This window comes from Micromonospora sp. B9E7 (assembly GCF_039871815.1).
Taxonomy (GTDB): Bacteria; Actinomycetota; Actinomycetes; order Mycobacteriales; family Micromonosporaceae; genus Micromonospora.
The window spans coordinates 127,006-153,857 of sequence record NZ_JBDPLX010000014.1 but is presented as its reverse complement, the minus strand read 5'-3'; the positions used below and the strand labels follow the sequence as shown (position 1 = coordinate 153,857).

The 26,852-nt window shown below is 67.7% G+C and carries 21 protein-coding genes and 2 pseudogenes; 6 read left to right on the top strand and 17 right to left on the bottom strand.

The window, feature by feature from the left end:
- Positions 1-486: 486 nt before the first annotated feature.
- Together fdhF and ABGB10_RS22210 are read right to left on the bottom strand one after the other, a co-directional pair.
- The gene (gene fdhF, locus ABGB10_RS22215) at positions 487-3,165 is read right to left on the bottom strand and encodes a formate dehydrogenase subunit alpha (protein ID WP_347662817.1); all 2,679 of its coding nucleotides are present in this window, start codon (positions 3,163-3,165) and stop codon (positions 487-489) included.
- Positions 3,166-4,902, bottom strand: coding sequence for an NAD(P)H-dependent oxidoreductase subunit E (locus tag ABGB10_RS22210; RefSeq protein ID WP_347662816.1), 1,737 nt, complete (start codon positions 4,900-4,902; stop codon positions 3,166-3,168).
- A 544-nt stretch (positions 4,903-5,446) separates the two neighbouring features.
- Here ABGB10_RS22210 and ABGB10_RS22205 point away from each other — a divergent pair.
- The 4 genes and pseudogenes from ABGB10_RS22205 to ABGB10_RS22190 all read left to right on the top strand — a co-directional run.
- Positions 5,447-6,595 carry a hypothetical protein gene (locus ABGB10_RS22205; RefSeq protein ID WP_347662815.1) on the top strand — a complete coding sequence of 383 codons (1,149 nt, stop codon included), beginning with the start codon at positions 5,447-5,449 and terminating at the stop codon, positions 6,593-6,595.
- A 242-nt stretch (positions 6,596-6,837) separates the two neighbouring features.
- Entirely contained in the window at positions 6,838-7,707 is an 870-nt protein-coding gene (locus ABGB10_RS22200; RefSeq protein WP_347662814.1) for an NAD(P)H-binding protein, read from the top strand.
- A gap of 539 nt (positions 7,708-8,246) precedes the next feature.
- On the top strand, positions 8,247-8,918 hold the full coding sequence (locus ABGB10_RS22195) for a nucleotidyltransferase domain-containing protein (RefSeq protein ID WP_347662813.1): 672 nt from the start codon (positions 8,247-8,249) through the stop codon (positions 8,916-8,918).
- Positions 8,918-9,658 (top strand): annotated as a pseudogene (locus tag ABGB10_RS22190) (nucleotidyltransferase domain-containing protein); the annotation flags it as partial. The gene ABGB10_RS22195 and the pseudogene ABGB10_RS22190, both read left to right, overlap by 1 nt.
- A gap of 204 nt (positions 9,659-9,862) precedes the next feature.
- Here the strand turns inward: ABGB10_RS22190 and ABGB10_RS22185 are convergent.
- The 7 genes from ABGB10_RS22185 to ABGB10_RS22155 all read right to left on the bottom strand — a co-directional run bounded on the left by ABGB10_RS22185 (position 9,863) and on the right by ABGB10_RS22155 (position 18,350).
- The gene (locus tag ABGB10_RS22185; protein ID WP_347662812.1) at positions 9,863-12,139 is read right to left on the bottom strand and encodes a glycoside hydrolase family 44 protein; all 2,277 of its coding nucleotides are present in this window, start codon (positions 12,137-12,139) and stop codon (positions 9,863-9,865) included.
- Between the two features lie 161 nt (positions 12,140-12,300).
- Complete coding sequence (locus ABGB10_RS22180; protein ID WP_347662811.1) at positions 12,301-13,245, bottom strand: NADP-dependent oxidoreductase; 945 nt, start codon at positions 13,243-13,245, stop codon at positions 12,301-12,303.
- 243 nt (positions 13,246-13,488) lie between these two features.
- Complete coding sequence (locus ABGB10_RS22175; RefSeq protein ID WP_347662810.1) at positions 13,489-13,956, bottom strand: GNAT family N-acetyltransferase; 468 nt, start codon at positions 13,954-13,956, stop codon at positions 13,489-13,491.
- A gap of 35 nt (positions 13,957-13,991) precedes the next feature.
- Entirely contained in the window at positions 13,992-14,435 is a 444-nt protein-coding gene (locus ABGB10_RS22170) for a GNAT family N-acetyltransferase (protein ID WP_347662809.1), read from the bottom strand.
- 49 nt (positions 14,436-14,484) lie between these two features.
- A complete protein-coding gene (locus ABGB10_RS22165; protein WP_347662808.1) occupies positions 14,485-15,357 on the bottom strand; it encodes an NADP-dependent oxidoreductase in 873 nt (290 codons plus the stop codon).
- A 250-nt stretch (positions 15,358-15,607) separates the two neighbouring features.
- Positions 15,608-17,500, bottom strand: coding sequence for a Na+/H+ antiporter NhaA (locus ABGB10_RS22160; RefSeq protein WP_347662807.1), 1,893 nt, complete (start codon positions 17,498-17,500; stop codon positions 15,608-15,610).
- A gap of 421 nt (positions 17,501-17,921) precedes the next feature.
- Positions 17,922-18,350, bottom strand: coding sequence for an OsmC family protein (locus ABGB10_RS22155; protein WP_347662806.1), 429 nt, complete (start codon positions 18,348-18,350; stop codon positions 17,922-17,924).
- A gap of 395 nt (positions 18,351-18,745) precedes the next feature.
- Here ABGB10_RS22155 and ABGB10_RS22150 point away from each other — a divergent pair, with 395 nt between their 5' ends.
- Positions 18,746-19,024, top strand: a complete 279-nt coding sequence (locus tag ABGB10_RS22150) for an Ada metal-binding domain-containing protein (protein WP_347662805.1) — start codon at positions 18,746-18,748, stop codon at positions 19,022-19,024.
- On the opposite strand, the gene ABGB10_RS22145 is transcribed toward ABGB10_RS22150, so the two are convergent.
- The 7 genes from ABGB10_RS22145 to ABGB10_RS22115 form a co-directional block, all read right to left on the bottom strand.
- Entirely contained in the window at positions 18,981-19,637 is a 657-nt protein-coding gene (locus ABGB10_RS22145) for a TetR/AcrR family transcriptional regulator (RefSeq protein WP_347662804.1), read from the bottom strand. The genes ABGB10_RS22150 and ABGB10_RS22145 overlap by 44 nt on opposite strands.
- Before the next feature lie 371 nt (positions 19,638-20,008).
- Positions 20,009-20,515 carry a peptide-methionine (S)-S-oxide reductase MsrA gene (gene msrA / locus ABGB10_RS22140; RefSeq protein ID WP_347662803.1) on the bottom strand — a complete coding sequence of 169 codons (507 nt, stop codon included), beginning with the start codon at positions 20,513-20,515 and terminating at the stop codon, positions 20,009-20,011.
- Positions 20,512-21,006, bottom strand: coding sequence for a peptide-methionine (R)-S-oxide reductase MsrB (msrB, locus tag ABGB10_RS22135; protein WP_347662849.1), 495 nt, complete (start codon positions 21,004-21,006; stop codon positions 20,512-20,514). The genes msrA and msrB overlap by 4 nt, the downstream gene beginning before the upstream one ends.
- A 605-nt stretch (positions 21,007-21,611) precedes the next feature.
- Entirely contained in the window at positions 21,612-21,911 is a 300-nt protein-coding gene (locus ABGB10_RS22130; protein WP_347662802.1) for a DUF6510 family protein, read from the bottom strand.
- Entirely contained in the window at positions 21,908-22,648 is a 741-nt protein-coding gene (locus ABGB10_RS22125) for an FAD-binding oxidoreductase (protein WP_347662801.1), read from the bottom strand. Before ABGB10_RS22125 ends, ABGB10_RS22130 begins: the two co-directional genes overlap by 4 nt.
- Positions 22,618-23,214, bottom strand: a complete 597-nt coding sequence (locus ABGB10_RS22120) for a sulfite oxidase-like oxidoreductase (RefSeq protein WP_347662800.1) — start codon at positions 23,212-23,214, stop codon at positions 22,618-22,620. Before ABGB10_RS22120 ends, ABGB10_RS22125 begins: the two co-directional genes overlap by 31 nt.
- Positions 23,215-24,250: 1,036 nt before the next feature.
- A complete protein-coding gene (locus tag ABGB10_RS22115; protein ID WP_347662799.1) occupies positions 24,251-24,574 on the bottom strand; it encodes a hypothetical protein in 324 nt (107 codons plus the stop codon).
- 35 nt (positions 24,575-24,609) lie between these two features.
- Between ABGB10_RS22115 and ABGB10_RS22110 the strand changes: the two are divergent.
- Positions 24,610-24,829: pseudogene (locus tag ABGB10_RS22110) on the top strand (IS5/IS1182 family transposase); the annotation flags it as partial.
- A gap of 232 nt (positions 24,830-25,061) precedes the next feature.
- Here the strand turns inward: ABGB10_RS22110 and zwf are convergent.
- Complete coding sequence (gene zwf / locus ABGB10_RS22105; protein ID WP_347662798.1) at positions 25,062-26,555, bottom strand: glucose-6-phosphate dehydrogenase; 1,494 nt, start codon at positions 26,553-26,555, stop codon at positions 25,062-25,064.
- Positions 26,556-26,852: the final 297 nt, after the last annotated feature.

The following is a 26,852-nucleotide window of genomic DNA, read 5'->3' as shown; positions in this document are numbered from 1 at the left end:
GATTGCCTCACGCGAAACAGGACGCCGCACCGACCTTGACCTGCGGCCATGTGGAGCTGCAGGCAGGCTGGGTGCAGTTGAGCGCCGATCGGCACCGCCAGCAGTACAACCGCTGCTGTCCCCGTCCCCACACCGCGCTGATTCGGCAATGGCAAGCCAACGGACTGCCCGAGGTGGTCCGTCGGCTCACGCTGGCGGGGCGGTCTCCCGTACCCGCGCTTGTGTCGTTCGTCCTCCACGTGCCGGACCGACGCCCGGCCGGCTGCATCAAGCCAACGTCGCCAGCTCGTGCGGGTTGGAGCTGCTCGGGGTGCGTGGCGACGTAGAGCACGAACTGCGCTCGTAGCCGGACCAGGGGTTCGTCGGCGGACGTCGTCATAGACATGCCCAGCACTGTGCGCCGCCGGCAGGCAGTTGTGATGCACCTGGCGGTAGAAGCGGTCCTGGCGTTCGTCGAGCGTGCGGGCGTTCGGTCTGGCTGTCGGATCAGACGGGACGCAGCGACACTGCGGTGATCTTGTATTCGGGGCATCCGGTCACCGTGTCCGTGACGTCCGACGTGAGTGCGTTGGTGGGGGTGTCGGGGAAGTTGAAGGAGCTGAACAAATGGCCAGGGCTGACCGTGTCGGTCAGGTTGACGGGGAAGGTGACGGTTGCCCGGCGGCTGGTCACCGCGACGAGGTCGCCGTCGGCCAACTGAAGTCGGGCGGCGTCGTGCGGGTGGAGGTCGAGCACCTCGTGCGGCCGGATCTGACCATTGGGGGTACGGCGGCTCATCGAGCCGCTGTTGTAGTGCACCAACCGGCGACCAGTGATCAACACGTACGGGAAGGCGACGTCGGGTTGTTCGCCGGGCGGCAGGTACGGTCGCGCGGCCAGCGCGGCACGGCCGTCTGGGGTGGCGAAGGACTCGAGGTAGAGGCGTCCCTCCCCGGGCTGGTCGGTGCCCCGGCAGGGCCAGTGCAGTGGCCCTTCGCGGTCGAGCCGGGCGTGGGAGATGCCGGCGAATGTCGGGGTCAGCGTGGCGCACTCGGCCATGGCGTCGGCCGGGGTCGGGCAGCCGAGGTCGGCGTTCATGGAACGGGCAAGGAGTCGCAGGATGTCGAAGTCGGGTTTGGCCTGTCCGGGTGGGCGCAGCGCCGGGCGGACCCGCTGGACGCGCCGGTCGAAGTTGACGAACGTTCCGTCCTTCTCGAGGAAGGACGCGGCGGGAAACACCACGTCGGCCAGCTCGGCGGTGCGGGAGAGGAACAGGTCGTGGCTGACCACGAGGTCGCAGGCGGCCAACGCCCTGCGCACATTGCCGCTGTCGGGGTCGGTCTGGGCGATGTCTTCGCCGATGACGTACATCGCTCGCACTTGGCCGGCAATGGCTGCCGCGAACATCTCCAGGATTCGTAACCCGGGCCGGGCGGGTGGGCTCACCGCCCAGGAACGGGCGAATCGGGCTCGGACCTGGGCGTCGGTGACGTGTTGGTATCCGGGCAGCAGGTCTGGCAACGCGCCCATGTCCGAGGCCCCCTGGACGTTGTTCTGCCCCCGCATCGAGAGCACCCCGCAGCAGCCAGGGGTGCCCACCGCACCCTTCAGGATGGCCAGATTCGCCAGGGCGCGTACTCCGTCGGTGCCATGGGCGTGTTCGGTGATGCCGAGTCCATAGACGATCGCCGGACGCCGGGCGTTGCCGAACAGCCGGGCGGCCGAGGCAAGCGTCTCGGGCTGGACCCCGGCCAGCGACGCCGTGCGGTCCAGCGGATAGTCGCGCAACAACGCGATCAGTTCGGCCAGCCCGCTGGCCCGGGTATGGAGAAACTCCTCGTGGGCGTACCCCCCGTCGAGCAGCAGCCGGGCCATGCCGTTGAAGACGGCGACGTTCGATCCGGGCCGGGCCTGCACGTGCACGTCGGCGACGTCGGCAAGGTCGACGCGACGTGGGTCGATGACGATGAGCCGAGCGCCGCGTAGCACCAGTTGCTTGATCCGGGCCCCGATGACGGGGTGGGCCTCGGTCGGGTTCGCCCCGGCGATGAGGATGCAGTCGCTGTCGTCGAGATCGTCCACGGAGTTGGTGCCGCCGGCGTAGCCGAACGAGGCGGTCAGCCCGACCGCCGAGGGGGCGTGGCAGAGCCGGGAGCAGTTGTCGACGTTGTTGGTGCCGAGGACTGCGCGGGCGAACTTCTGAGCGAGATAGTTCTCCTCATTGGTTGCCCGGGCGGAGGAGATGAGTCCGATCGCATCCGGCCCGTGTAGGTCTCGGATCGCGGTCAGCCGGAGCGCCACGGCGGTGAGTGCCTCCTCCCACGTGGCCGGTTCCAGCGGCGAGTTCCGACCGGCGCGGCGCATCAGCGGGGTGGTCAGCCGGTCACTGGACCGGGTGAAGGCGTGTGCGAAACGACCCTTGACACAGGCGTGGCCCCGGTTGACGGGAGCACCGTGAACGGGAGTGATCGCGGCGATCCGCTCGTCGCGGACGTGTACCCGTAGGCCGCAGCCCACGCCGCAGTACCCGCAGGTGGTGTCGGTCGTCCGGGTGATCGGGCGTAGGTCGAGCATCCCTGGCTCGGACAGTGCCCCGCTCGGGCAGGTGTCGACACAGCCGCCGCAGGCCACGCAGGGAGATGACGCCCACTCACCGCCCGTGCCCGCCGCGACGACGGTGTCGAATCCGCGTCCGGCGAGGGAGAGCGCGAACGTGCCCTGCACCTCTGCGCACATCCGTACGCACCGGTTGCAGGCGATGCACAGGTCCCGGTCGAGTTTCACGTACGGGTGGGAATGGTCGACGCCCTGCGATCGGATGGCACCAACGAACCGGCTCTGCGTGACGCCGAGGTGCTGACAGGCGCGGACCAGTTCGCTGCGCTCGGCGGGAACGTCGAGCGCGCGGGTGGGCAGTTGGGACACGAGCAGTTCGAGTGCGAGCTGTGCCGAAGTGCGGGCGGTCGGGTCGTCGGTGCGTACGACCATGCCCTCGGCGGCCGGTGTCGTGCAGGCCGGCATCGCCCGTCCTTTCACACCGACCAGGCACACGCGACACGACCCCTGAGGGGTGAGCCGCTCGTCGTAGCAGAGGGTCGGCACCACCACCCCGGCCGCCCGTACGGCGTCCAGCACGGTGGCCGTGTCGGCGACCTCGACAGCGATGTCGTCGACGGACAGGCGCATCTACTCGCCCTCCCGGCGCAGCTCGTCGGAGTAGATCCGCAGCAGGCTGCGTACCGCGCTGGAGATTCCGGACCCGAAGGCGCACAGACTCGCCACGTTCAGCACCTCGAGCAGGGGTTCGTGGTCGGCGAGCGCCGCCCTCGCCTGCGCCGGGTCGCGGATCCGGTCGACAAGTTCGAGGCCGCGGCGGGTGCCGACCCGGCACGGGGTGCAGGCTCCGCAGCTCTCTGCGGCCCCGAACGCCCACGCGTGCTGCAGGATCGCGGCGGCAGGCATCGCCGAGTCGACCGCGACGAGGCTGCCATGTCCCAGAGCGACGCCAGCCTCCGCGAGGGGCCGGGACAGCAGCGGTAGGTCCAACTGGTCGGGGGAGAGGAAGCCACCGAGCGGGCCACCGACCTGCACCGCCCGCAGCCTGTGCGGCTCGCGCAGACCCCCGCCGAGGTCCTCGACCAGATGCCGCAGCGGCACGCCGTACTCGACCTCGTACACCCCGGGGTGGCGGAAGAGTTGGCTCAGGCAGACGAGCTTGGTACCGGGCTCGTCCGGATGCCCGAGGCGGGCGTAGGCAGCCCCGCCGTGCCGGACGATCCACGGCACCGCCGCAAGTGTCTCCACGTTGTTCACCGCGGTCGGCTGCCCGAGGTAGCCGCGGCTGGTGGGGTAAGGAGGCCGGGCCCGCACTGTGGCCCGCAGGCCAGCCAGGGCCTGCAGCAACGCCGTTTCCTCCCCAGCGACGTACGAACCGGCACCCCGCACGATCTCCACATCGAAGTCGAAGTCCGAACCGTGCACCCGCCTGCCCAGGTGCCCCATCTTCCGGGCGTGGGCTACGGCTGTCCGCATTCGGGCAAGGGCCGTCGGATACTCCGACCGGACGAGGATGAGCCCATGCTGCGCCCCCACCGCGAAGGCGGCCAGTGCCAGGCCCTCCAGAATCCGGTGCGGATCGCTCTCCATCAGCAGCCGATCGCAGAACGAGCCGGGATCTCCCTCGTCCCCGTTGGCCACCACACATCGTGGTGCGGATTCGTGGGCGGCCGCGGACCACTTCTTCGCCACCGGGAAGCCGGCCCCGCCCCGCCCTCGCAGACCAGACCTGGCAAGTTCAGCCATGACCTGTGCGGGCTGACCGGCAGCCACAACGTCCGGCCACACCTCCCAGGCGCCCTCGTCGCCGGCCAATCCGGCGAGCACCACCGCACGGTCCACCGTGCTCGCGTGCGGTATCTGCGTGGCCGCCATCTTCAGCGGCTCCGCCCAGTCGGGCTTCGTGCGCCGCTCGGCGGCGTGTGGATCGCCGAACAGTCCGCCGAGCAGCTCACCACTGCCCGGTTGCTCGTCGTCGAGAAGTGCAGGCGAGTCGTAGCAGTACCCGAGACACCGGACGCCCTGCAACGACACCGACCCGTCCGCGGCGCATTCGCCCAGACGAACGCCGAGTATCTGCTCAAGGCGTCTGATGTGCTGGCCCTGTGTGCTCACGAAACACGAGGTCCCTTCGCAGACCCGGACATGCCGCTGACCGCGGCGCCCCTCAGCGAAGTCCGCGTAGTAGGACGCCGAGCCTGCCACGGCCGCCACCGGCCATCCGAACTCGCCGGCAATCCGCTCCAGGTCCTGGGCGTCGATACGGCCGTCCTGCGCCTGCGCCCGCCGAAGCGCATCGAGCACGAGAGTCCCCGGCCTGTTCAGCCGCTTCTGCAACTCGACGAACGCTTCGCGCGGCTCGCCCACCGCATCTACCCCCCCTGCACCGCCGACGTCTGCCCGGCAGCAACCCTACGGCCGCCTGGTCCGCTTTGTGACTAATTGTGCTGCGTCCGGTGCAGTCGCTGAGACTCTTTGGGCGGATCGCTTGAGTGGGTTTCGTGGTCATCACCCCGCTCCTGTCCCAATGCTGTGGCGCAACTCCAGCCGGAATGTTCGCTCGACCCTCTCGCGTCCGACCACGGACGACGAGTCGCCGAGCGAGGAAACACGGCCAACGATGCATGTTGCCGTCAGCACGGGGTAACGGTCAGGGCTAAGGCGTGCCCGAAACGGCCTGCGAAGGAGGTGGAGCCATGGACCGAGCAGGATGGGCTATTTCGATCATTGCCATCCTCATCGTCGGGGCAATCGCGTTCCGCATCGAACGTCGTAGCAGGAGACGGTGACTGTTAGGCACGTTGTCGCCGGCGGCGGCCGAATCCGTGGCGTTCAACGGCCCACGAGCCGGCCCGCCCTTCCCGTTCCGGCCGGCCGGCCGGCCGGCGACCGTCCCTCAAGGGAGGGTCTCATGAAGCACTCCGCAGCAACCGCGAACGTGCTGGAGTTCCAGCCGACCGAAATCACTCCGTCGACTCTGACCTACACGCTGGAGGACCACTCGGAGACCTTCGCGAAGTCGGTCGCGGACCTCAACGGCAAAATCCCCAACGTGCATTTGGCTGACGTCATCCGCGACGTGAACCACAGTGCGAAGGTCTCGTGCGGCAAGCCGCCGACGCCCGACTCGGTGCAGTTCTGCTGGAACGACGAGGACAACGAAGGCACCACCTGGATCCCCCAGGGGCTTACCGCCTCCTGGGACGCCGACGATGACGGCCGGTTCGGCGAGCACCGCGTCATCGCGGCGACCTGGTACGACGCCAAAGGCCTCGATGGCACCAACCGGGGCAGCCGGATCACGTTCCTCAACTACGACGCCCCGGACAAGCCCGAGTACCGGCATGTCCTGCTCGTCGTTCCCGACCGCAAGGGCAGTTTCCACGCCGCGGTGTCACACGCTGGTGGTGTCGCCTGGGTCGGCTACCGGCTCTACGTCGCCGACACCGATGCGATCCGCGTGTTCGACCTGCACAACATCTGGCGCACGATTCCCGACCGTTCGCACAAGCGGATCGGGATGGTCGGCGGGAATGCGTACGCGGCAGACTACCGCTATGCGATCCCGCAGGTCGGCTACTACACGCCGCGGCCGGACCCGACGCGGTTGCCGCTGCGCATATCGTCGATCAGTCTCGACCGCAGCAGCTCGCCGAACTCGCTCGTCACCGCGGAGTACAAGGAGGACCGCGACGGGGTCCATTCGCCGAAGCCCGCCGACGCGCGGATCGTCCGGTGGAACCTCGACCGCAACGGCAAACTCGCGGCGTCCGATGGCTTGGTCCGCTCCGATGCGGTGTACGTGACGTCACGGGCGAACGTCAACGGCGCGATCACACACGGAGACGATTTCGTGCTGACCAGCAGCGAGTTCGACCGCAAGCCCGCCTGGATCCATCGCGCCACCGTCGGCACCTCGCGGCAGTACACCAGCGTCCGGGCGGGAGGCCCCGAGGACCTGACCTACCAGCCGCAGGGCAAGCGGATGTGGACGCTCACCGAGTACGACAGGCGGCGCACCGTGTTCGGCATCCCACTGTCGTCGATCGGTGGCGCCTGACCGCCCAGACCAGTGAGCGCCGGACTCGCGCGGGCAAGCCGCCGCCCGCGCGAGTCGGTGCGGTCGCTCCCTCCGGAGTCAACCACCTCGCCGAGGCCGTTAAGCACCGACTGCGGACCATCCAACGTCGGCCCGACCTGACCGCCGGCTTCATCACCCAGACCGGAATGACAATCGACCCGGAACCGCAATGATCAACCTTTGTAGCGTGGTCAGCGGTTACCGACGCTGAGGAGGACCCTGTGCGCATCGCCGTCGCCACTCCGAACGGCAACGTCGGACGCCATGTGGTTGCCATGCTGATCCGAGCCGGCGTGCGGCCTCTGGTGCTCGCCCGCCACCCGGACCGGCTGCCGCCACCAGTTCGAGCCGAGGCCGACGTGGCGGTAGTCGACCTGTACGACGCTGACGGCGTGGTCGCCGCAACTCGGAACGCGGACGCCCTCTACTGGGTCGACCCGACCACAGCCAGCGAGGACCCGCTCGGCGACTATGCCCGGGCCACCACCGCCGTGGTTCGCGCGGTCACCGAGAATCAGATCCGCCGGACCGTGTTCCAGAGCAGCGTCGGTGCCGAGCGCCGGCACGGGGCCGGAGAGATAGACGGCCTCGCCGCGACCGAGGTCGCTCTCGACGCCACCGGTACCACCGTCGCACACCTACGCTGCGGATTCTTCTTCACAAACCTCCTGCTTCAACTCGACGCGATCCGCAGTGGACGAATCCCGATCATCCTGCCCCTCGATCAGCCAATGGCCTGGGTAGCTCCACGCGACATCGCCGAGGTCGCTGTCACCCGACTGCTGTCGCCGGCATGGTCCGGCCGCGTCGTGCAGGCCGTGCACGGACCCACGGATCTCACTTGGGCACAAGCGGCCGAGATCGTCACCGTGGCCACCGGCCAACCGTGCACCGTCGAGCGGATCGCCGACGAAACCATGCGCGAGAACCTGCGTGCCAGCGGGATGACGGCAGGGCTCACCGACGCAGTGATCGGCATGTCCACCGGTCTTCGCGAGGATTTCGTCCCCGAACAACCGCGCACCATACGAACCACGACACCCACCACACTCGCCGCCTGGGCATACGACGTCCTGCGAACCCAGCTGTGATCGGAAAACCTTAGTCGCCGCTCAGCAACGGCTCAGGCGAGATCGAATCCGAGCTGATTCCCTCAGACACCAAATTTGGTGGATATCCACGCGAGATCTGAGGGGGAGGTGCTCACCGATGCTGGACAGAGCGGCGGGTGTTGACCTGCGGTGATGCGGACGATCGGTCCGGCGGAGCCCTTCAGGTGCCATCGAAGCGAAGTCTGCGGTCTCGACGTGCAGCTCTGGTCGCCCGTGGTGCTGTCCGTACGGATCCCGGAAGATGAGACTCAGCTCCCACCAGCAACCTTCTGTCCAGGGCTTCTTACTGGGAGACCTCTCCGGCCGACCCGAAGGCGTCAGCGCTGGCGGTCCCGGTTGTCACTCCGGTGACGTCCGCCCATGACGAGGTCCGTGCTCTACGGCGACTAGCACGGGCCTGTGTCGCAGTCTGACCGGACCACCATGAACATTTCTTCGTCGAAGAGCCGAACCTTACGGACACGGAGTGGTCGAAAACGGTGGCGCGTGCGGGGCGGTGATTGGGTAGCGTCCCGGGCGTGATCGATCTTGTCGAGCGGCATACGGTTCTCGCCGTTGTGGTCGGGTCGCGGGCGTACGGGCTAGATGACCTGGCCTCCGACTACGACCGGCGTGGTGTGTACGTAGCGCCCACACGGGCGTTCTGGCACCTCGACAAGCCGCCCACCCACCTCGACGGCCCAGCCGCGGAGCAGTTCTCCTGGGAGTTCGAACGCTTCTGCGTCCTGGCCCTGCAGGGCAACCCGACAGTCCTGGAGGTCCTCTGGTCCCCGCTGGTCGAGACGATCACCGTCGACGGGGAGTGGTTGCTGGCGGCACGGCAGGCGTTTCTGTCGAGGCGAGTGGCTGAGACCTACGGCAACTACGCCCGGGATCAGCTCAACCGAGTGGCGGCCCGCCGCGAGCGCACCGGCGAGACGAATCACAAGCAGGCCATGCACATGATCCGGCTCCTGGTCGCCGGGGCGCACGTGCTGCGTACCGGGGAGGTGCTGGTCGACGTTCGTCACCTGCGTGACCGGCTGCTCGCGGTGCGGCGCGGCGAGTTGTCCTGGGATGAGGTCGCCGCCTGGGCGGCGGACCTACTTGTTGAGCTCGCCGACGCAGCCGCCACCACCACGCTGCCCGATCAGCCCGACCGGGCTGACGTGGATCGGCTGCTCACGGCCGTACGGGAAAGGAACCTGTAGTGACCACCGAGGTGCCGCCATGGGCAGCCGAGGCAGCCGGCGTCCTGCCTCGTCCGCTGCTGTTCGCCACCGTCAGCGGTGCGCATCTGTACGGATTCGCGTCCATCGACTCCGATCTGGATCTGCGGGCCGTGCACCTGCTCTCGCCCGAGGAGGTCGTCGGGTTGCGCACCGGACCGCAGACGTTGCAGCACATGAGCGTGCGCGGCGGTGTCGAGTTGGACGTGGTCAGTCACGATCTGCTGAAGTTCGTCAAACTGTTGAACAGCCGCAACGGGTACGTTCTGGAGCAGCTGCTGTCGCCGCTGGTGGTCGTGACCTCTGCGGTGCACGCCCAACTCATCTCCCTGGCCCCGCGACTGGTCACCCGTCACCATGCGCACCACTACCTCGGATTCGCGGCCACGCAGGAGAAGTTGTACGCCAGAACCGGGCAGCTCAAGCCTGCCCTGTACACGCTGCGGGTCCTGCTCACCGGGATCCACCTGATGCGGACCGGCCGCGTAGAGACGAACCTCGCCGTGCTCGGAACGAGGATGGCGTACGTACCGGATCTCATTGCCGCCAAACGGGAGGCCGAGCATGGCCCGCTCCCCGCGGGCGCTGCGGGGCGGCTCGCCACCGATGTGTCGCGGCTGCGCGCCGAGTTGGAGACGGCCCGGGACACCACGACGCTACCCGAGCGCGCAGACCCGGCAGCCGTGGACGCCCTGCACGACCTGGTGGTGCGTACCCGACTGCATGAGCTCCTCAACCACGAACACGTCGCCCTGTCCAGTCAAGACCGGGGGAGCAGATCGGGAGCAACCGGCTACACGGCAAAAGCGTTGAACAGCGCGACAACGCTCTAGCCGCTGCTCGAGAGCGAGGGGCCGGGGCGCCGCTGCGCCCCGGACCCCTCCGGCCTGCTCCGCCGGTGTGGCACGGAGTAGGGGTCTCTTGGGTTACCCGCAGCGTTGACCGTTGAGGTCGAAGGCGGTTGGCGCCGGATTGGTGCCGCTCCACGTGCCGTTGAAGCCAATGCTGGTGGACGCGCCGGGGGCGAGTTTGCCGTTCCAACTCATGCTGTCCGCGGTGACGCTCGCTCCGTTCTGTCTCCAGGTGGCAGACCAACCCTGGCCGACCTTCTGGCCGGTGGTGGGGAAGTCGAAGGCGAGTTTCCAGCCGTCGATCGCGGTGGTGCCGGTGTTCTTGATCGTCACGGTCGCGGTGAAGCCGCCCGGCCAACTGTTCGCCGTGTAGCCGACCGTGCAGCCGCCGGTCGGGGCGGTGGGCGCGGTCCGCACGGTCAGGCCGGGCGAGGCCGCCGAGACGTTGCCCGCCGCGTCACGGGCGGTCACCACGAAGGTGTACGGGGTGTCGGGCGTCAGCCCGGTGACGGTGTACGCGGTGCCGGTGGCGCTGCCCGCCTTCACGGTGCCGGTGGTGTCGACCCGGTGCACGTCGTAGCCGGTGACGGCGGTGTCGTCGGTGGACGGCGTCCAGGCCAGCGCGACACTGTCGCCGGTGATCGTGCCGGCGGTCGGCTTGCCGGGGGCGGTCGGCGCCTGGGTGTCGCCGGGCGTGGTGCCACGTGGTACCACCAGGTGGGTGATCGAGTTGGCCGGGAAGGTGGCCGTGAGGCCACCGGCGGTCACCGGCTGGTCGGTCTCCCGGACGACGCCAGCGAGGTCCGCCCCGCTGTACCGGTAGACCTGGGCGGTGCTGGCCGAGGCGCCGGTGAGGGCGACTGAGCTGGTCAGGTCGTCGCCGGTCTTGTTGACAACGACCACTGTGAGCGCCTTGTCGGCGCTGCGCTCGGCCGCGTACACGGCCAGTTTGCCCTGGTCGGCGCTTGTCGCCCGGACGGAGGTCTCGCCGAACGCGCCGCCCTCGCCGTCGTAGTTGCGGTAGATACGGAAGGCGTTGGCCACCGGCTGGTCGGCCTCGGGCGCGGTCCAGAGGGTGGCCAGGTCGAGCCCTTCGCGGCCGAAGATGCCGAGCACGTCAGCCTGGGCGAGCGCGCCGTTGAGTGACCCGTGGGCACCCCAGTTGTACTCGGTTATCGCGGTCTTCGTGCCCGGGTAGTGCTGGTCCACCAGCTCGCGCAGGCGCGGGATGAACCGGACCGGGCTGTTGATCCAGCTCTCGTCCACGTAGGTCGGGTCCCAGAGCTGGCGGGTCGAGCGCAGCCGCAGCGCCTGGGTGGCGGCGTCGCCGGCCGCGTCGCCGAACACGCCGGACTGCTGCGGGTAGAGGTGGACGTCGAAGTAGTCCAGGATGCGGGTGCCGTGCTGCTGCTCGTACTCGCGCATCCGGTCCAGGTACCACGGACCGAGGTCCTGGCCGCCGTGCGCGGCCTTGTCGGGCGGGTTCGACCAGCAGCCGGTGCGCGAGCAGGTGTCCTGGTCGAGGCCCGAGTAGATGATCGAGTTCAGGCCCCAGCCGACGGGTCCGAGCGTCTTCGCGCCGGGGTCGGCGGCCTTGATCGCGGCGGCGTACTCGTAGGTGCGGTCGCGTAGCTCGTCGTAGCCCAGCCCGGTCGGGCGGACATCGCGGTGCGTGGAGTGCCACAGGTCCGGCTCGTTGTCCAGGTTGTAGAACTGGACTCCGCCGTCGGCGGCGGCGCCGAACTGCCCCTTGAGGTGGTTGACGAAGTCGGTGGCGTACTCCGGACCCGTGGCGACGCTGGTGTCCTCCGGATCGTTGCCAGTGACCGGTGACCCGTCCGGCTTCATGCCGTTGCCGCAGTCCGGTGCCCACTGGTCGGTGGACTGCTGCGGGCCGTACTTGGCGACGCTGAAGCCACACGCCCGCGACCGGTCCTTGGCGATCCAGCCGAGCATCGGCATCGTCATGACGGTCGCGGCGCCGGTGGCCTTGTTCTGCTGCACGAACCGGTCGCTCTCCGAGCCCTCCGGGAGGTCTTCCGGACTCGGGTTGTCGTTGGGGATGTTCTCGAAGTACCAGTCCGATGCGCGGTTGGTGGTGTCGGCACGGAAGTTGTAGCGGGTGGTGGCGTTGCCGCCGTAGCGGTGCACCGGCAGCCGCAGGTCGCGCGCGAGGGCCTCGTCGGCGAAGTTCATGCCGTAGATGTACGGGCTGATCTGGTGCCGGGCGGCGGTGGTGTCCACGGCCAGTGCCGGGCCGGCCGCTGCCAGTGCGGGCTCCGGCAGGGCCAGACCGCCGAGGGCCGTGGCGAGCACGACCGGGAGTAGAGCTGTGGTGGGTCGCACGAGCATTCCTTCCGAATAGGAGCTCGTCGATGGGAGCGCTTCGACAGCGTTGCGCTTCCCTGGCTCCGAGTCAACGTCGAGATGCCGGCGTTGGCGAACCCGTCCTCGGCCCCGTAGATGTTGAACAGGGGGATCGGCGCGATCGACGCTTTGCTGCCTCGGAGTCCTTATGGGCGAACGCGGATGATCGTCTTTCCCTTGGGCCGCTCGGTCGGGTTGAGAGCGGCGACGGCGTCATCGAGGGCCGCGACGTTGCCGATGTTCGTCCGCACGCGTCCGTCCCGGACCCGCCGGGCGATCTCACCCAGCTGGGCGCGGTCGGATACGACAACGAAGTCGATCGCCAGGCCGTCAGCGGGCCGCGCCTCGGGCGGCCCGGTGACGGTCACCAGCGTTCCTCCGGCTCGCACCAGACCCGCGGAACGCTTCTGGATGTCGCCGCCGATGACATCGAAGACCAGATCGACTCCGCCGACGTCCTCCAGGGTGTCGTTGTCGAGGTCGACGAACTCGTGCGCGCCGAAGTCGACCGCGGTCTGCCGGGCGCTGGCACGTCCGGTGCCGATGACGTAGGCGCCGGCCTGACGGGCGAGCTGCGTCGCCATCGAACCGACTGCGCCGGCCGCGCCGTGCACCAGGACGCTCTGCCCCTCAAGGAGGTGACCGTGATCGAACAGTCCCTGCCACGCGGTCAGGCCCGCCATCGCGACGCCAGCGCCCACCGTGAAGTCAACGTCGCCCGGCAGCGGCGCAACGTTGCGCGCCTCGACGACGACATGCTCCGCCAGCGTGCCGTCGCGAGTCCAGTCCGTAAGCCCGAACACCCGCTGTCCCACCGACAACCCCGTTGCTCCATAGCTGAGAGCGGCGACTACCCCGGCCACCTCGTGGCCGGGGATTGACGGCGTCCGGTCACGGCCGAGGCGATCGATCCAGGTCGAGGGCCACTCCAGCTCATTCCCGGTGAACCCCGACGCATGAACTTCAACGACGACATCGCCGTAGTTCGCGCCCTCAAGACTGGCGAGCCTCGCCGCGTCCGGCGCTGGCCGGTCCACCAGCGTCATCCCCGCCGTTCCCGCGGCCCGGTCCGTCACCACGATCGCTTTCATCTGACTACCTCTCTCAGTAACAGTCCTCGTCTATCCCGCCATGACGTAACGGGGGTCTCCGTTGTCTCCGCGTTCTTACGGACGAACCCGGATGACCTTCTTGCCCTTAGGCCTTCCGGTCAGGTTGAAGGCGGCCAACGACATCGTCGTGGGTCGCGACGACATTGCCGATGTCCGTCCGCAATCGCCCATCCCGGACCCCGCTGGACGGCTCGAGCCCTGTCCGAACGCCGGACGTCTACGTCATGTCGTGCTCGAACGCAATGAGCTGCTCGTTGTCCTGGGCCCCCGCGGGTTCGTGCTCGGGTAGGCGCCGGCGCCGGGATGGACCTTGTCGATGAGATCGAGGTATTCCGGGTTGCGGGCAATGAACGTGCCTACGACCGGGCAGATGACGGTGATCTTCTTCCCGCTCTCGCGGATCTCGTCCAGCACGCGAGCGACGAGCTCCGTGGCCACCCGATTGTGTCGGTAGGCGGGGTCGACCCAGGTCGTTAGCAGCACGACACGGCCGCCCACGAACCGGTACGAGAGCTCGGCGATCGCTTCGGCGCCGAGGGCTGCGATCCAGCGACCGCGCTCCGCGTCGTTGACGACATCGAGCTCCCAGCTGGATCCCACCTCGCTGAGACTTGTCTGGTTCAAAGCAGCGATGAGCGCCGCGTTGTTCTCTTCCCGGGTGGCCGCCTCGGCCTCGAGGTTGATCGTCATTGTCACGCTTTCTGCCAGGGAGCTAATCGTGGTGGTCAGGGCAAATGGGTGTGATCGTGGGTTGCTCCCGGGTGCTCGGGGTCGATGAGGTCGGCGTACTCGGGGTTGTGCTCGATGAAGGTGCGCACGATCGGACACATGATGGTGAGCGTCTTGCCTTGCACGCGCACGTCGTCCAGGACGCGTCGGATCAGTTCGGTGGCGATGCCCCGATTGCGGAACTCAGGGAAGACCGAGGTGGCCAGCAGCACGAGTCGGTCGTCTCCGGCGACCTTGTAGGTCAGCCCGGCCACCTCTCGGTCCCCGACGATGGCGTCGTAGATGCCGAGTTTCTCGTCGTTGACGACGCGGAAGTCGAACGCGGGAGCGTGGGGATCGTCGATTACCTCCTCGATGAGGAAGGCCTGGTCCTGGCCGAGGCTGCTTCTCTCGCCGGGGTACTCGACGGGGTAGCGGATCGGCTCGGTTGGGTCGGTCATTGGGGATGCGCCTTCGTTGATGGGGCCGTTCTCATGCTGGGGTGTGCCCTCACGAGCGAACGCGGATGATCGTCTTTCCCTTGATCCGCTCAGTCGGGTTGAAGGCGACGACGGCGTCGTCGAGGGTCGCGACGTTGCCGATGTTCGTCCGAAGCCGACCATCCCTGATCCGCTGGACGATCTCACCCAGTTGGGCGCGATCGGCCTCGACAACAAAATCAACCGCCAGGCCGTCTGCCGGCTGTGCTTCGGGCGGGCCGGCAATGGTCACCAGCATTCCTCCGGCGCGGACCAGACCCGCAGAACGCTTCTGGATGTCGCCACCGATCACGTCGAAAACCAGATCGACGCCGGCGACGTCTTCCAGGGTGTCTCTGCCGAGGTCGACGAACTCCTGCGCGCCGAAGTCGAGCGTGGGTTGGCGGTCGGCGGCACGTCCAGTGCCGATGACGTAGGCGCCGGCCTCTGTGGCGAGCTGGGTCACCATCGAGCCGACTCCACCGGCCGCACCATGTACGAGGACGCTCTGCCCCGCCTGGAAACGGCCATGCACGAACAGTCCCTGCCACGCGGTCAGGCCCGAGATCGGCAGGCTCGCCCCTACCGTAAAATCGACATCGGCCGGCAGCGGCGCAAGGTTTCGCGCCTCGATGGCCACGTACTCGGCCAGCGTGCCGTCGCGACTCCAGTCGGCGAGGCCGAACACCCGCTGTCCCACCGACAGACCCCTCGTGCCATAGCCGAGCGCGCTGACCACGCCAGCCACCTCATGCCCAGGGATCGACGGCGTGCGGTCCCGCCCGAGTCGATCGGTCCAGGTCCCGGGCCACGTCAGCTCGCCCGGGGTGAATCCCGACCCATGTACCTCAACGAGGACGTCGTTTGCCGTTGCCTCCGGCTTCGGTCGCTCCGCCAGCGTCATCCCAGCCGTTCCCGCCGCTTGGTCCGTCACAACAATCGCTTTCATATGACACCTCTCTGTATCAGTCGTTCGCCGAAACGGCATTTCACGTCCCCCATCTAGTGAGGCCAGACGCCGGTGTCCTGCCCAGCTGACCGGGAAGATCTGTGACGCGGAGTGCGGCCCCGGTGCACTTTGTTCGAGGCCACTCGTCGGTCGTGTCCCTGGATCTGACGGCCGACTGGCCTGCTGTCGAGTCAACGGAATGCGCCTATTCACGGGTCGCTGGCGCCTCGCCACCGAGGCGGGCTCGGGCTCGGGCCGTTCGAATGGCGGCGGTCAATGTGGTGATGTCGTAGGCGCCGTAGTGGCGGCGGCCGTTGATGAAGAACGTCGGGGTTCCGGACACTCCGCTGTTGTCGGCCGAGTCGATGTCGTTGTCGACGCGGCCGGCGTGGGCCTGGCTTATCAGATCGTCGTGGAAGCGTTTCTGGTCCAGACCGAGGTCGCCTGCGTATTTGATCAGATTGGTGATGTCCAGCTTGTCATGGTGGTCGAGCAGCAGGTCGTGCATCTGCCAGAACTTGCCCTGGGCGGCCGCTGCTTCGGCGGCCTCGGCTGCTAGCCGGGCTTGCGGGTGCACGTCTGACAGAGGCAGGTGACGCCACACGAAACGCAGGTCCGCGTGGCCCAGCAACTGCCGGATGGCTGGCTCGGCCTTCCCGCAGTACGGGCACTGGAAGTCGCCGTACTGCACCAGCGTTACCGATGCACCAGCTGGGCCGCGGACGTGGTCGTGCTTGTCGTCGACGTCTGGGATGAGGTCGATCAGCTCCGTCATGTCGCCGAAGAGCGCCCGGGTCCGCTTGTCCTTGGGCAACATGTTGGTGACGCGGAACGCGGTCCAGGTCAGCGCTGAGGATACGACCGCGGCGCTGAGTACCCCGACTTTGGCCTCGGCCAGTTGGTCGCCGGTGAAGGCCAGGCTGGCGATCAGCAGCGACACCGTGAAGCTGACACCGGCGATCGTGCCACTGCCGAGCACGCCCGCCCAGCCCACGGCCGGACGGATGCGGCCGTGGGAGATCCAGGTGAGCGCGGCCGAGGTGCCGATCACGGCGAGCGGCTTGCCGACGACATACCCGAGCAGCACGCCCCAGGTGATAGGCGACGCGAACGCCTGGGCCAGGAACGGACCGTCGATGCTGATGCCAGCGTTGGCCAGGCCGAAAAGCGGCACGATGAGGTAGCTGGACCATGGGTGGTAGATGCGCTGAAGGCGATCATTGGGCGATAGCGTGTTCGTGAGGCCGATCGAAGCCGTACGCGCGAGCTTGGGCGTCGGCTGCTCACGGAACGACCGGAACAGCCCGCTGACCTGCTCGAGCTCAGCTCGGCCGGGAGAGTAGGCGAACGCGGTCAACCCGATGGCCAGTCCGGTCACCACCGGGTCGACTCCGCTGACCAGCAGCGCGCCCCACATCACGATGGCGACCGGCACGTACGCCGAGCCACGTCGGACGCCGGCTGCATGGATGGCCAGCATGGCGGCGAACGCCGCTACGGCTACCACGATGGGCATCATCTTGATGTCGTCGCTGTAGACCAGGGCGATGACGAGAAGTGCGATCAAGTCGTCGACTACGAACACGGTGAGCAGGAAGATCCGGACCCGGTTGGGTACGCCCCGGCCGAGCAGTGCCAGCAGGCCTAACGCGAGGGCCGTGTCGGTTGACATGGCCACGCCCCAGCCGTGCGCGCCCGATCCGCCGTGGTTGATGACCAGGAAGATCAGCACCGGGATCAGCATGCCGATCGCGCCAGCCACGCTGGGCAGCACGAAACGTCGCCGGTCGCGGAGGTCGCCGAGGTCGAACTCGCGCCGCGCCTCAAGGCCGACGACCAGAAAGAACAGCGTCATCAAGCCGCTGTTGATCCAGGTGTGCAGGTCGCGGGACAGATCGAGGTGCCCGAGGCGCAGGGACAGTTGGGTGCGCCAGACGGTTTCGTAGGAGCCGAGGTCGATGTTGGCCCAGAGCAGTGCGGCGACGATGGCGGCCACGAGCACGCCGGCGCTGCCGGACTCAGTTCGCACAAAGGCTCGCAGCGGTGCCGCTAGATTCCGCGTCGAGATCGTTCGGTCGCTCGTCTTGGTTTCGGTCACACGTCACCTTCTGACGCGCTGGCCGGGCCAGCAGTGGATAGCTAGATCACGTGCCGCAATGCGGGCCCGCGACCCTTCGGTTCAGTACTGGTCGCGCTGCGCCAGTTGTGGCCGGCTGCGGAGAGAGCGACGAGGCCTGCCGATGCCTTGCAGGATGCGGCGACGATCAGTGAGCTCATGATCGGGACGACGGCGCACATGATCGAGGCGATGGAGAACCCGGCGATACCCAGGAGGAGGACTCGCCCGCGGCCGTAGCGGTCGCCGAGCGCACCGGCCAGCCGTCAGGACCAGGACCTGCGCCCGTTTGCAAGGCGTCGCGTCGCGTTCGCGCTGTCGCGGTCGACGGAAACCCTGTCGCCGACTGTGGAACGACAACCGCTCGCTGCTCGACCGTGATCGCCGAGCGACCGGCCTGATGTCAGCGCGGCCCGACGAACTCGGTCCTCACGCTCCACGCGAACTGAATCAGCAGGGTCACCGGGGACTTCTCGGCAATGTCATGCATCACCTTCAAGTCGTCGGGGTCAGGATCTTCGCTCAGCGTGATCGTGCGCTGCAGGTAACGCTCTGCGCCTTCGTGCTCGGGTTCGTGGTAGTCGATCTCGACGGTGATGTCACCGGCGGTGTCGTACTTGTAGTCGACGTACTGCCGCAGCGTCTGCGCCGTGCACGACGCGAGCGCCATCAACAGGTACTCCGTCGGCGTCGGGCCTTCGCCGAGTGCGCCGTTGTGCGGTTCATCGGCGACGAACGTGAAGCCGCAGGTGGTCATGTCCGTGCGCCGGCGCTCGGTGGCCGGAAGGACAGCTCGGGCGGATGCGACGACACGATCCCGATCGGTTTCCATCAGCCGTGCCTTCCTGTAGATCCTGGCAGTGACGGTCCAGATACGCGGATCCAGCAGCAGCCGAGCCGCAGTTTGAGCGGGGGCTGCGGTCGGGCGTATCACCTCATGACCGAGTACCTCCGCAGGCTAGCCTCCACGGACTAGATAGTCCAGTTGACCATTCGTCGCCAGAACTGCTCGACCCTCGCGAAACATCACATCGGGTGTTCCAGGCTGCACTGAGAGGCGATGTGGGCCGAGGCGCCCCCAGCTGAACTCGCTCAATGCCACACCCAGACTTGGACTTATCAGTCCGTTGAGGCTAGGCTTGCTGTCGCTCACGCATCGGGGCGGCGAATCGCCGTCGCCTTCCGCGGCTCGGGCGGGCTCACGTCTGGACAACATGAGGAACGTCGATGCTCAGTGAACCGCAGCCGCAGCACGAGGCGATCCCACGAGGGGAGGAACAGCTCGATGGCAGCCTTCTCAGCGCAGTGAAAACGACCGGCGCCTACTGTCGGCCATCGTGTCGCGCCAAGACCCGTCGCACGGGAAACGTCGACTTCCAGGACAGCGGCCAGCGCCCAGCTCACTGGATACCGAGCCTGCAAGCGTTGCTCGCCCGACGCAGCGACCTCGGCCCGGCCTCGATTAACGGGTCGGCTCACCGGACGGCTGCGAGAGGAACGATTTGATGTGTGCCAGCGCCATGTCCAGAGCAACTTCCATGGGCGCGACGTTGTGCGCGGCGTTCGCCAGCAGGTAGCCGCCTTGCAAAGCCGCCATCAGTCCCGTGGCCAACTTCTCCGGGTCGGCGTCCTGGCGCAGGGCACCGCTGTCCCGCATCCGGTGCAGTCCATCACTGATCAGCTTTTCCCATGCCGCGAACGTCTCCGACAGCATCGATCGAGCCTGCTCATCTTGGTCAGACAGCTCGACAGCCATCGACCCGAGGCCGCACCCGTATTTGCCGTTGTTCAGCGAGTTGGCCTGGACCAGCGCGTTACGCCACCGGACCAGTCCTGAGAACGAGCGCAGTCGTTCGAGCCGTCCGCCCTCGCGTTGAAGCACAAGCGCGCCTCGATATTTGACCAACGCGCGTACGAGATCCTGCTTGTCGGCGAAGTGGTGGTAAAGCTGAGACTTGCTCGTCTGGCTTGCCTCGCGGACGTCGTCAAGGGTGGTCGCGTTCACTCCGCGCACGAACATCAACTGGTTGGCCGCATCGAGGATCCGCTCTCGCGTGGCGATGCCCCGTTGACTGATCCTCCGCTGCTTCGTCGGCGCAGCCCCCTGCTCGTCGCCCATCGGTCAAGTGTATCCAGCGCACGCCAGATAAAGTCCATGGCGGATGGGACCTTGGAGTCCCTCCGACGATATGTCGCATTCGCGTGATGGAGGATGAACGCCTGCGTCGCATCTTGATCGAACGCGTGCTATGTCCGCGAGATCGTCGATAGGCGACTTTTCTGGACGATTTAGTCCTCGCCGTGGCCCCGATGCGTTTCCTCGGTCAGTGCGGCCGGAGCCGCAGGATAAGCCGCATGCGCACATCTTCTTCGCTCTCGAAGATGCACGATCGCTGATCCGATCGTCCCCATCGGCACCGCTCGGGCCACCCTTACTGGCACCGCCATGGGGACGCCCAAGACCTGCCCCGCGGCTCGGCGCCGGGGGTGTCAGGCCGTCGCCCGCTTCGGGAGCTTCCACCCGGGGCGGGGGAAGTGGCAGGTGTAACCGTTGGGGTAGGTCTGCAGGTAGTTCTGGTGCTCAGGCTCGGCCTCCCAGAAGTCGCCTGCCGCGGTGACCTCGGTGACGACCTTGCCGGGCCACAGGCCCGAGGCGTCGACGTCGGCGATCGTGTCCTCGGAGACTCGCTTCTGCTCGTCGGTGGTGTAGAAGATCGCCGAGCGGTAGCTGGTGCCGATGTCGTTGCCCTGGCGGTTCTTCGTCGAAGGGTCGTGGATCTGGAAGAAGAACTCGAGCAGCGCGCGGAAGTCGGTCTTGTCGGGGTCGTAGACGACCTCGATGGACTCCGCGTGGGTGCCGTGGTTGCGGTAGGTGGCGTTCGGGACGTCGCCACCGCTGTAGCCGACACGCGTGGTCACGACGCCGGGCTGGCGGCGGAACAACTCCTCCATGCCCCAGAAGCAGCCGCCGGCGAGGATCGCCTTTTCGGTGGTCACGTCGTCTCCTTGCTTGTCGTCGGTGTGTCAGTGTTGGTGTCACTCGTGAACAGGGTGCGGTATTCGCCGTAGCCTGCGTTCTCCAGGTCGTCGAGGTGGATGAACCGCAACGACGCGGAGTTGATGCAGTAGCGCAGTCCGCCCTTGTCGGGGGGACCGTCGTTGAAGACGTGGCCGAGGTGGCTGTCCCCGTGCAGCGAGCGGGCCTCAGTCCGGATCATCCCGTGGCTGGAGTCTTCGTGCTCGACGACGTTCGTCCTGGCGATCGGCTTGGTGAAGCTCGGCCAGCCGGAGTTGCTGTCGTACTTGTCGACCGATGCGAACAGCGGCTCGCCGGAGACGACGTCGACGTAGATGCCGGGCTCATGGTTATCCCAGTAGGCGTTGGCGAACGGGCGCTCGGTGCCGTCCTGCTGGGTCACGCGGTACTGCTCCGGGTCGAGCCGCGAAACGGTCTCCGGGTTCTTGCGGTACGGGGTCTGCTGGGGCACAGCTCTCCCTTCACGGCCTTGCGGCACATGGCTGCGGAGCCAGGTGGAGCTCACCTGGACACGCAAGTACAGACACTCTCCGGGTTGGCTATATTCCCACAGCCTCCGCATTACGTGGACCTCTGAGTCCAGAACGCAAGCGTAGTCGATGCCAGGAAGCAGCCTTGCTGATCTGGCACTTCCCGTGCAGGCGCAGCAGCAGCTATGCGCCGCAACAACGGACTTGGCAGACCAGTCTTACCGTAGCTGGGTTCGGGATGTCCGACGGGGTGCTTCCGGTAGCGCCGAGGTGCCCGACTCGGCCCGTCGGCGTCGGGTTCGACAACCGTCCCCGCCGCTCTCGGCGACATCCTCGCGTCCCAACCGTAACCGATCAGCGTGGTGGCACAGCGCCGAGGCTTGGCGCCGTCAATGCTGCGAAACGGAAATCTGCTCCCCGTGCCACTGCGGACGAGGGCTGGATGCAGCGAGGCTTGCGCGTCTTGGCCAATTGGCGCTGTGCAAGCGTGGCGCCGATGAGCTTGCCGAGCGCATCGCGGCGTCGCCGGCGCCCACCTGGCCTTCACGCGATGTATCCCGCCGCTGCGGAAGCCTGAACCTTACGCTCAGGCAGTCCGCACCGGGAGGCTGACGACAAGCGATCCACGCAGGTCGACCAGGACCCGGCCGGCCATGCGCACCACGCGCATGACGACGTCCCCGCAGCCGGGACATCGGGCGACGAGGCCGGGCGCTCGGTCGAACACGCGCATCGCGGCCAGTGGACGAGTCGTCCGGCAACCGGCGCAGGTGAGCTCGGCAACGGTGAGGTCGGTCCCCATGATCTCGCCAAGCGGTCCAGCGAGGGCGTTACCGTCGACCCAGGGTGCGTCGTCTGCTCCGACATGGGTGGTCGACATGGTCATCCTCCGGTAGGTCCGAAACGTTCGGTGCGGATGTTCGTGGGAAGGTGGCCGATCTCGACGAGGAGGTCGGCCACGGTCTCGACGAATCCGGTAGGCCCGCAGACGAACGTCACAGCGTCGGCCTCGCGGGGCCAGGCGACGCGGGCAAGGGCATCCGCGTCCAGTCGTCGGGGTGGGGCCGGCCAGCCAGGGGGCGCGGCTCTCGTGTAGGCGTATGCGACTGCGAAGCGACCATCGCCTGCGGCTTCTGCAGTTGCGAGATCCGCAGAGAACAGCGCATCGGCCGGGGATCGGGTCGAGTAGAGCAGCCTGGTGGGATTCGTCGCCGCGCGCACCATCGACATCAGGGGCGTCACGCCGGACCCGCCGCCGATCAGCAACGCCGGGCGCGGGTCGGCGGATCGACGTATGAACCAGCCGCCGAGCGGCCCACGGATCTCAAGTTGGTCACCTGGCTCTGCAACGTCGACGAGGTACGGCGAGACCTCACCGTCGGTCACCGCCTGGACGGTCACCTCCAGCCGGTCAGGCCCCGGCGCGGACGAGATCGAGTAGCTGCGGTGCGCCGTGTAGCCGTCGGGAGCCGTCAACCGGACGTCGACGTGCTGGCCCGGCACGTGACCTGTCCAGCCGTCAACGTCGAGGACCAGGGTCCGCGCCGTCGCAGACTCCGCCCGGGTCGCGGCGACGGTCGCCGGCTGCCAGCTCAGTCTGCCTGGTACCGCTGCTCGCGCCATGGGTCACCGTCGTTGTGGTAGCCGGCTGTCTCCCAGAACCCGGGCTCGTCGTCGAGACGCAGTTCCAGAGCGCGCAGCCATTTCGCGCTCTTCCAGAAGTACAGGTGAGGTACGAGGAGACGAGCTGGCCCGCCGTGCACCGGAGCCAGCGGCTCGCCGTCAAACTCGTACGCCACCCAGGCCCGGCCGTCGAGAAGCTCCTCGAGAGGGAGGTTCGTGGTGTAGCCGCCGTAGGAGTGGGCGACGACGTACTCGGCCGAAGTCTCGACGTCGGCCAGCAACGTGTCCACGGAGACGCCTCGCCAGCTCGTGCCGAACTTCGACCAGCGCGTGACGCAATGGATGTCCACGGTCGGCTCGTCGGCAGGAAGGGCGGTGAACTCCGCCCATGACCACGTGCTCCGCTCGCCGGTCTCGGTGACGACGGCGAGCTCCCACTCGTCGAGGCCGATGCGCGGTGTCGGTCCCGCCGACAGTACCGGGAAATCGTCCGTGCGGTACTGGCCAGGCGGGAGGTCGGCGTCGTCGCGTCTGCGGCCGCCGAAGCCGCGTGTGATCACTGCCATGCGTTCCTCCCCAGGTGGCCGGGTAGCCGCGATCCCTCTGCGACCCGTGCTTCCACTCGGCCGAGGGATGTCGATGTGGCACCCGCCCGCGACGTCAACATCAGCGAGTGCCCCGGTGATGAGATTCTCCGCAGTGAGGACGTGGTCGCCCGCAATCCCGCGTAAATTAACTGGACCATCTCGTCCAGCCTATACTGACGTGGTGTCGGCCGGCAAGCTCTCCCGCTGGCCGTCAATGGATCTGAAGCAGCAGTGCGCCTGACGGTCGCTGCAGTGCGTCCTGGTCTGGCCGGATGTCGCCGTAGCGGGACTATGATGGACTATAGCGTCCATGGAGAGTGCGGCTCAGGGTTGTTCCGAGTTGATCACTCGCTATGTCGTCGCCGCCGCGAGATGTCGGCGGCCAGTGTCTTCCCAGTGTCAGGAGCGTTCGATGGGCCCTATTCCCTCCGGTGGGGACGTTGTCGATGGTCAGCCGGTCGATGCGGTGGACATGATTGCCGCCCTGACCGCCGCACAGCTTGTGTTCCAAGACGGTGCAACTCAATCGTTCGCGGCGGATGGTCGAACGACCTACGTCGACGGAGGCCTGCCGTCAGTTGGCGAGTGGTCTGTCACGGGTGACGGGACCTTCGCTTCATTCTGGCCGCCGACTTATCGGGCGGCGTACACGGTTCGGTGGATCGTCGAGGACGGAGTGCCGGTGGGCGTCAGCTTCACGGATACCCGGAGCCGAGTCCGCTACGACGGCCGGTACCGATGACTGGACCTCATCGCCTTCGACCGCGCTCTCGGGTGGAGGCGCGGGGGACGTTGCCCGTGCCGGGGCCCCCGGCTCCGACTCTTCGAGGACCATGGTCTGGCGTGTGTCGGCGTACGGGCGAGCTTGGTCAGGCAGGTGCGGACAGACGGGGCCGGCTGCCGCGGAGGCTCGCGGCGACACGCCGGCGCTGTCGATGCAGGCGCGCGCCGGCGGCGGGGCAGCGGTGGGTGGGGGCAGGCTCCCACCCACCGCTGCCGACGCGGGGTGGCGTCATTATGTGTCGCAGGGGCCCCGGTTGATGTTCAGGACCAGTACGCAGGGGTCGAGGTCGATATCGACGTCCGGCGTGGTCGGGGTGCCGGACATGGGCGTGTCCGGCGCCTTCTGGATCACGTAGTAGCCGTTGAACGTCCACGCGCGGATCTGCCCGCCTGGATCCTCGACGAGGTAGTCGGCCCTGCGGTCGCCGTTGAGGTCGGCGAACCGGACCCCGGGAACCGGAGACGCCGACGCCCGACGCGACCAGGCCGTCGAACCTCCAGCCGAAGCGTGAGTCGCGGTACGCGTTGAGCCAGACGTAGACCCGTCCTGCGTCATCGATGACGAGGTAGCCGTCCTTGCCGTCGCCGTTCATGTTGGCGAAGCGCAGCCCGGCCCGCCTGACCGAGCTGATCCGAGACCGACGCCACGCACTCGGTGGACGCGGCGCCGGCCGCCCGCGCAACAGCAGGCGCTGACGGCCCTGGCCCACCTGCCAACGGCGACACGCTCAGCCGCCCCGCGGCCGGCCCCGCAGTGGCGGTGACCACCGTGTGGCGCTACCTGTACGAGGCCGTCGGCCCGCTTGCCGCCTGGACATCACGCGTGGTCTGCCGGCTCAGCGCCTTGGCGGCCCCAGCGCTGGCCTCGCGGCGGAGCGCACAGACGTCGACAGGTGACCGGCTCCGGTTCCAGAGTCACTGCCCCGCCCAGGACCGCCGGCCATCGCCTTCGATGACCGGCTCACTGAGAGGGCCGCGCTGCGCGTCGATGGTAAGACCAATCGATCGGGCTCGGCAGCGCGGTCACACTCGTTGTGGCGGGGTCACGCGGAGTTGCGCCACTTGCGGCCGTGCCGGCCGATGAGCCGGTCGGCGTCGGTCGGGCCCCAGGAGGCGGCCTCGTAGGTGGGGATCGGCGAATTGTCCTTCTCCCAGTTGTCGATGATCGGGTCGACGATCCGCCAGCACTGCTGCACCTCGTCGCTGCGGATGAACAGCGACGCGTCACCGATCAGCGCGTCCAGGAGCAGACGCTCGTACGCCTCCGGGGACTCCTCGGCGAACGTCTGGTCGTAGGAGAACTCCATCGTGGCGGTGCGGACGCGGAAGGAGTGGCCCGGCACTTTGGCACCGAAGCGCAGCGATATGCCCTCGTTCGGCTGGATCCGCAGGATCAGTGCGTCAGCATCGAGGCCGGTGAGCTGGTCGGTCGGGATCGGTAGGTGCGGCGGCCGCTGGAACTGCAGTGCCACCTCGGTGAGCCGGGCCGGCAGGCGCTTGCCGGTGCGTACGTAGAACGGCACCCCGGCCCAGCGCCAGTTGTCCACGTTGAGCCGCATGGCGGCGTAGGTCTCGGTCCGCGACAGGGGGTCGACGCCGGCCTCCTCGCGGTAGCCGGCCATCAGTTCCTCGCGGGTGCCGCCCCGGGTGTACTGTCCCCGGACCGCGGCCTCGGCGATGTCCCGGTCGGTGGGGAGCCGGATCGCCTGCAGCAGCTTCACCTTCTCGTTGCGCAGGCCCTCAGCCTCGAATGAGGCCGGTGGCTCCATCAGTGCCAGCGCGAGGACCTGGAGCACGTGGTTCTGCACGATGTCCCGCATCGCGCCGGCGTCCTCGTAGAAGCCGCCGCGGCTGCCGACGCCGAGGGTCTCGGCGACGGTGATCTGCACGTGGTCGACCCAGGAGCGATCCCAGATGGGCTGGAAGATCGAGTTCGCGAAGCGCAGCGCCAGCACGTTCTGGACGGTGTCCTTGCCCAGATAGTGATCGATACGAAAGACCTGGTGCTCGTCGAACGCGCTGTGCACGACGCCGTCGAGCTCGCGGGCCGTGACCAGGTCGCGCCCGTACGGCTTCTCGATGACCAGGCGGGAGAAGGAGCCTTCGCGTGGCTGGTTGAGCCCGACACCGGCCAGTCCGTTGATCACCGGCTCGAAGGCCCCGGCCGGGGTGGACAGGTAGAAGAGCCGGTTGCCGGACGTGCCCCGCTGTGCGTCCAACTCGTCGAGGGTCTCCACAAGCCGCTTGTAGGTCTCCGGGTCGTCGTAGCCGCCGGCCACGTACCGCACGCCGCCCTGGAGTTGGCGCTTGCTGGCGAGGGTGCGGTCGCCGAGGGCGCTCTCGGCGAACTGCTCGTCGGTCATCGACGTGCGCGCGACGCCGACCAGCGCGAACTGGTCCGGGAGCCGCTCGTGCCGAGCCAGGCTCTCGACTGCGGGCAGCAGCTTACGCCGGGTCAGGTCACCGGAGGCACCGAAGATCACCAGCGTGGCCGGTGGGGCACTCCGCTCCTGGATGAGCTGAGATGCGTGGTCCATGGTCTGCGTTCCTCCGGGCACAAGGGATGTGGGATTGGGGGATGCCGTGCTGTCATGCCGGGATTGTGCGGGTATGGCGGTAGTGGCCGGGGGCCACGCGGCGTGGCCCGTTGGTCGCGGACCTTGAGCGTCGCACGCCGGGCCGGCGGGTGGGCTACTCGGTGGCGGTTCGGTGCAATCTCATTGATGCGGTTATTCGTATCCGCCCGTGACCCCAGGCCCAGCGCCGTGAGGAACCATGCTGCGTCGACCTCGACGAAGATCTCGTCATCGTCCAGGTCGTTATGCCGTCCGTGG

Bases quoted from the DNA above. Each gene is read 5' to 3' on its own strand.
- ABGB10_RS22130 (WP_347662802.1), bottom strand. From the start codon at position 21,911: ATGACCATGTCGACCACCCATGTCGGAGCAGACGACGCACCCTGGGTC.
- zwf (WP_347662798.1), bottom strand. From the start codon at position 26,555: ATGGACCACGCATCTCAGCTCATCCAGGAGCGGAGTGCCCCACCGGCC.
- fdhF (WP_347662817.1), bottom strand. From the start codon at position 3,165: ATGCGCCTGTCCGTCGACGACATCGCTGTCGAGGTCGCCGACACGGCC.
- ABGB10_RS22185 (WP_347662812.1), bottom strand. From the start codon at position 12,139: ATGCTCGTGCGACCCACCACAGCTCTACTCCCGGTCGTGCTCGCCACG.
- ABGB10_RS22125 (WP_347662801.1), bottom strand. From the start codon at position 22,648: ATGGCGCGAGCAGCGGTACCAGGCAGACTGAGCTGGCAGCCGGCGACC.
- ABGB10_RS22150 (WP_347662805.1), top strand. From the start codon at position 18,746: ATGCTCAGTGAACCGCAGCCGCAGCACGAGGCGATCCCACGAGGGGAG.
- ABGB10_RS22115 (WP_347662799.1), bottom strand. From the start codon at position 24,574: ATGACGCAGGACGGGTCTACGTCTGGCTCAACGCGTACCGCGACTCAC.
- ABGB10_RS22205 (WP_347662815.1), top strand. From the start codon at position 5,447: ATGAAGCACTCCGCAGCAACCGCGAACGTGCTGGAGTTCCAGCCGACC.
- ABGB10_RS22120 (WP_347662800.1), bottom strand. From the start codon at position 23,214: ATGGCAGTGATCACACGCGGCTTCGGCGGCCGCAGACGCGACGACGCC.
- ABGB10_RS22180 (WP_347662811.1), bottom strand. From the start codon at position 13,245: ATGAAAGCGATCGTGGTGACGGACCGGGCCGCGGGAACGGCGGGGATG.
- ABGB10_RS22155 (WP_347662806.1), bottom strand. From the start codon at position 18,350: ATGGAAACCGATCGGGATCGTGTCGTCGCATCCGCCCGAGCTGTCCTT.
- ABGB10_RS22175 (WP_347662810.1), bottom strand. From the start codon at position 13,956: ATGACGATCAACCTCGAGGCCGAGGCGGCCACCCGGGAAGAGAACAAC.
- ABGB10_RS22145 (WP_347662804.1), bottom strand. From the start codon at position 19,637: ATGGGCGACGAGCAGGGGGCTGCGCCGACGAAGCAGCGGAGGATCAGT.
- ABGB10_RS22165 (WP_347662808.1), bottom strand. From the start codon at position 15,357: ATGACGCTGGCGGAGCGACCGAAGCCGGAGGCAACGGCAAACGACGTC.
- ABGB10_RS22170 (WP_347662809.1), bottom strand. From the start codon at position 14,435: ATGACCGACCCAACCGAGCCGATCCGCTACCCCGTCGAGTACCCCGGC.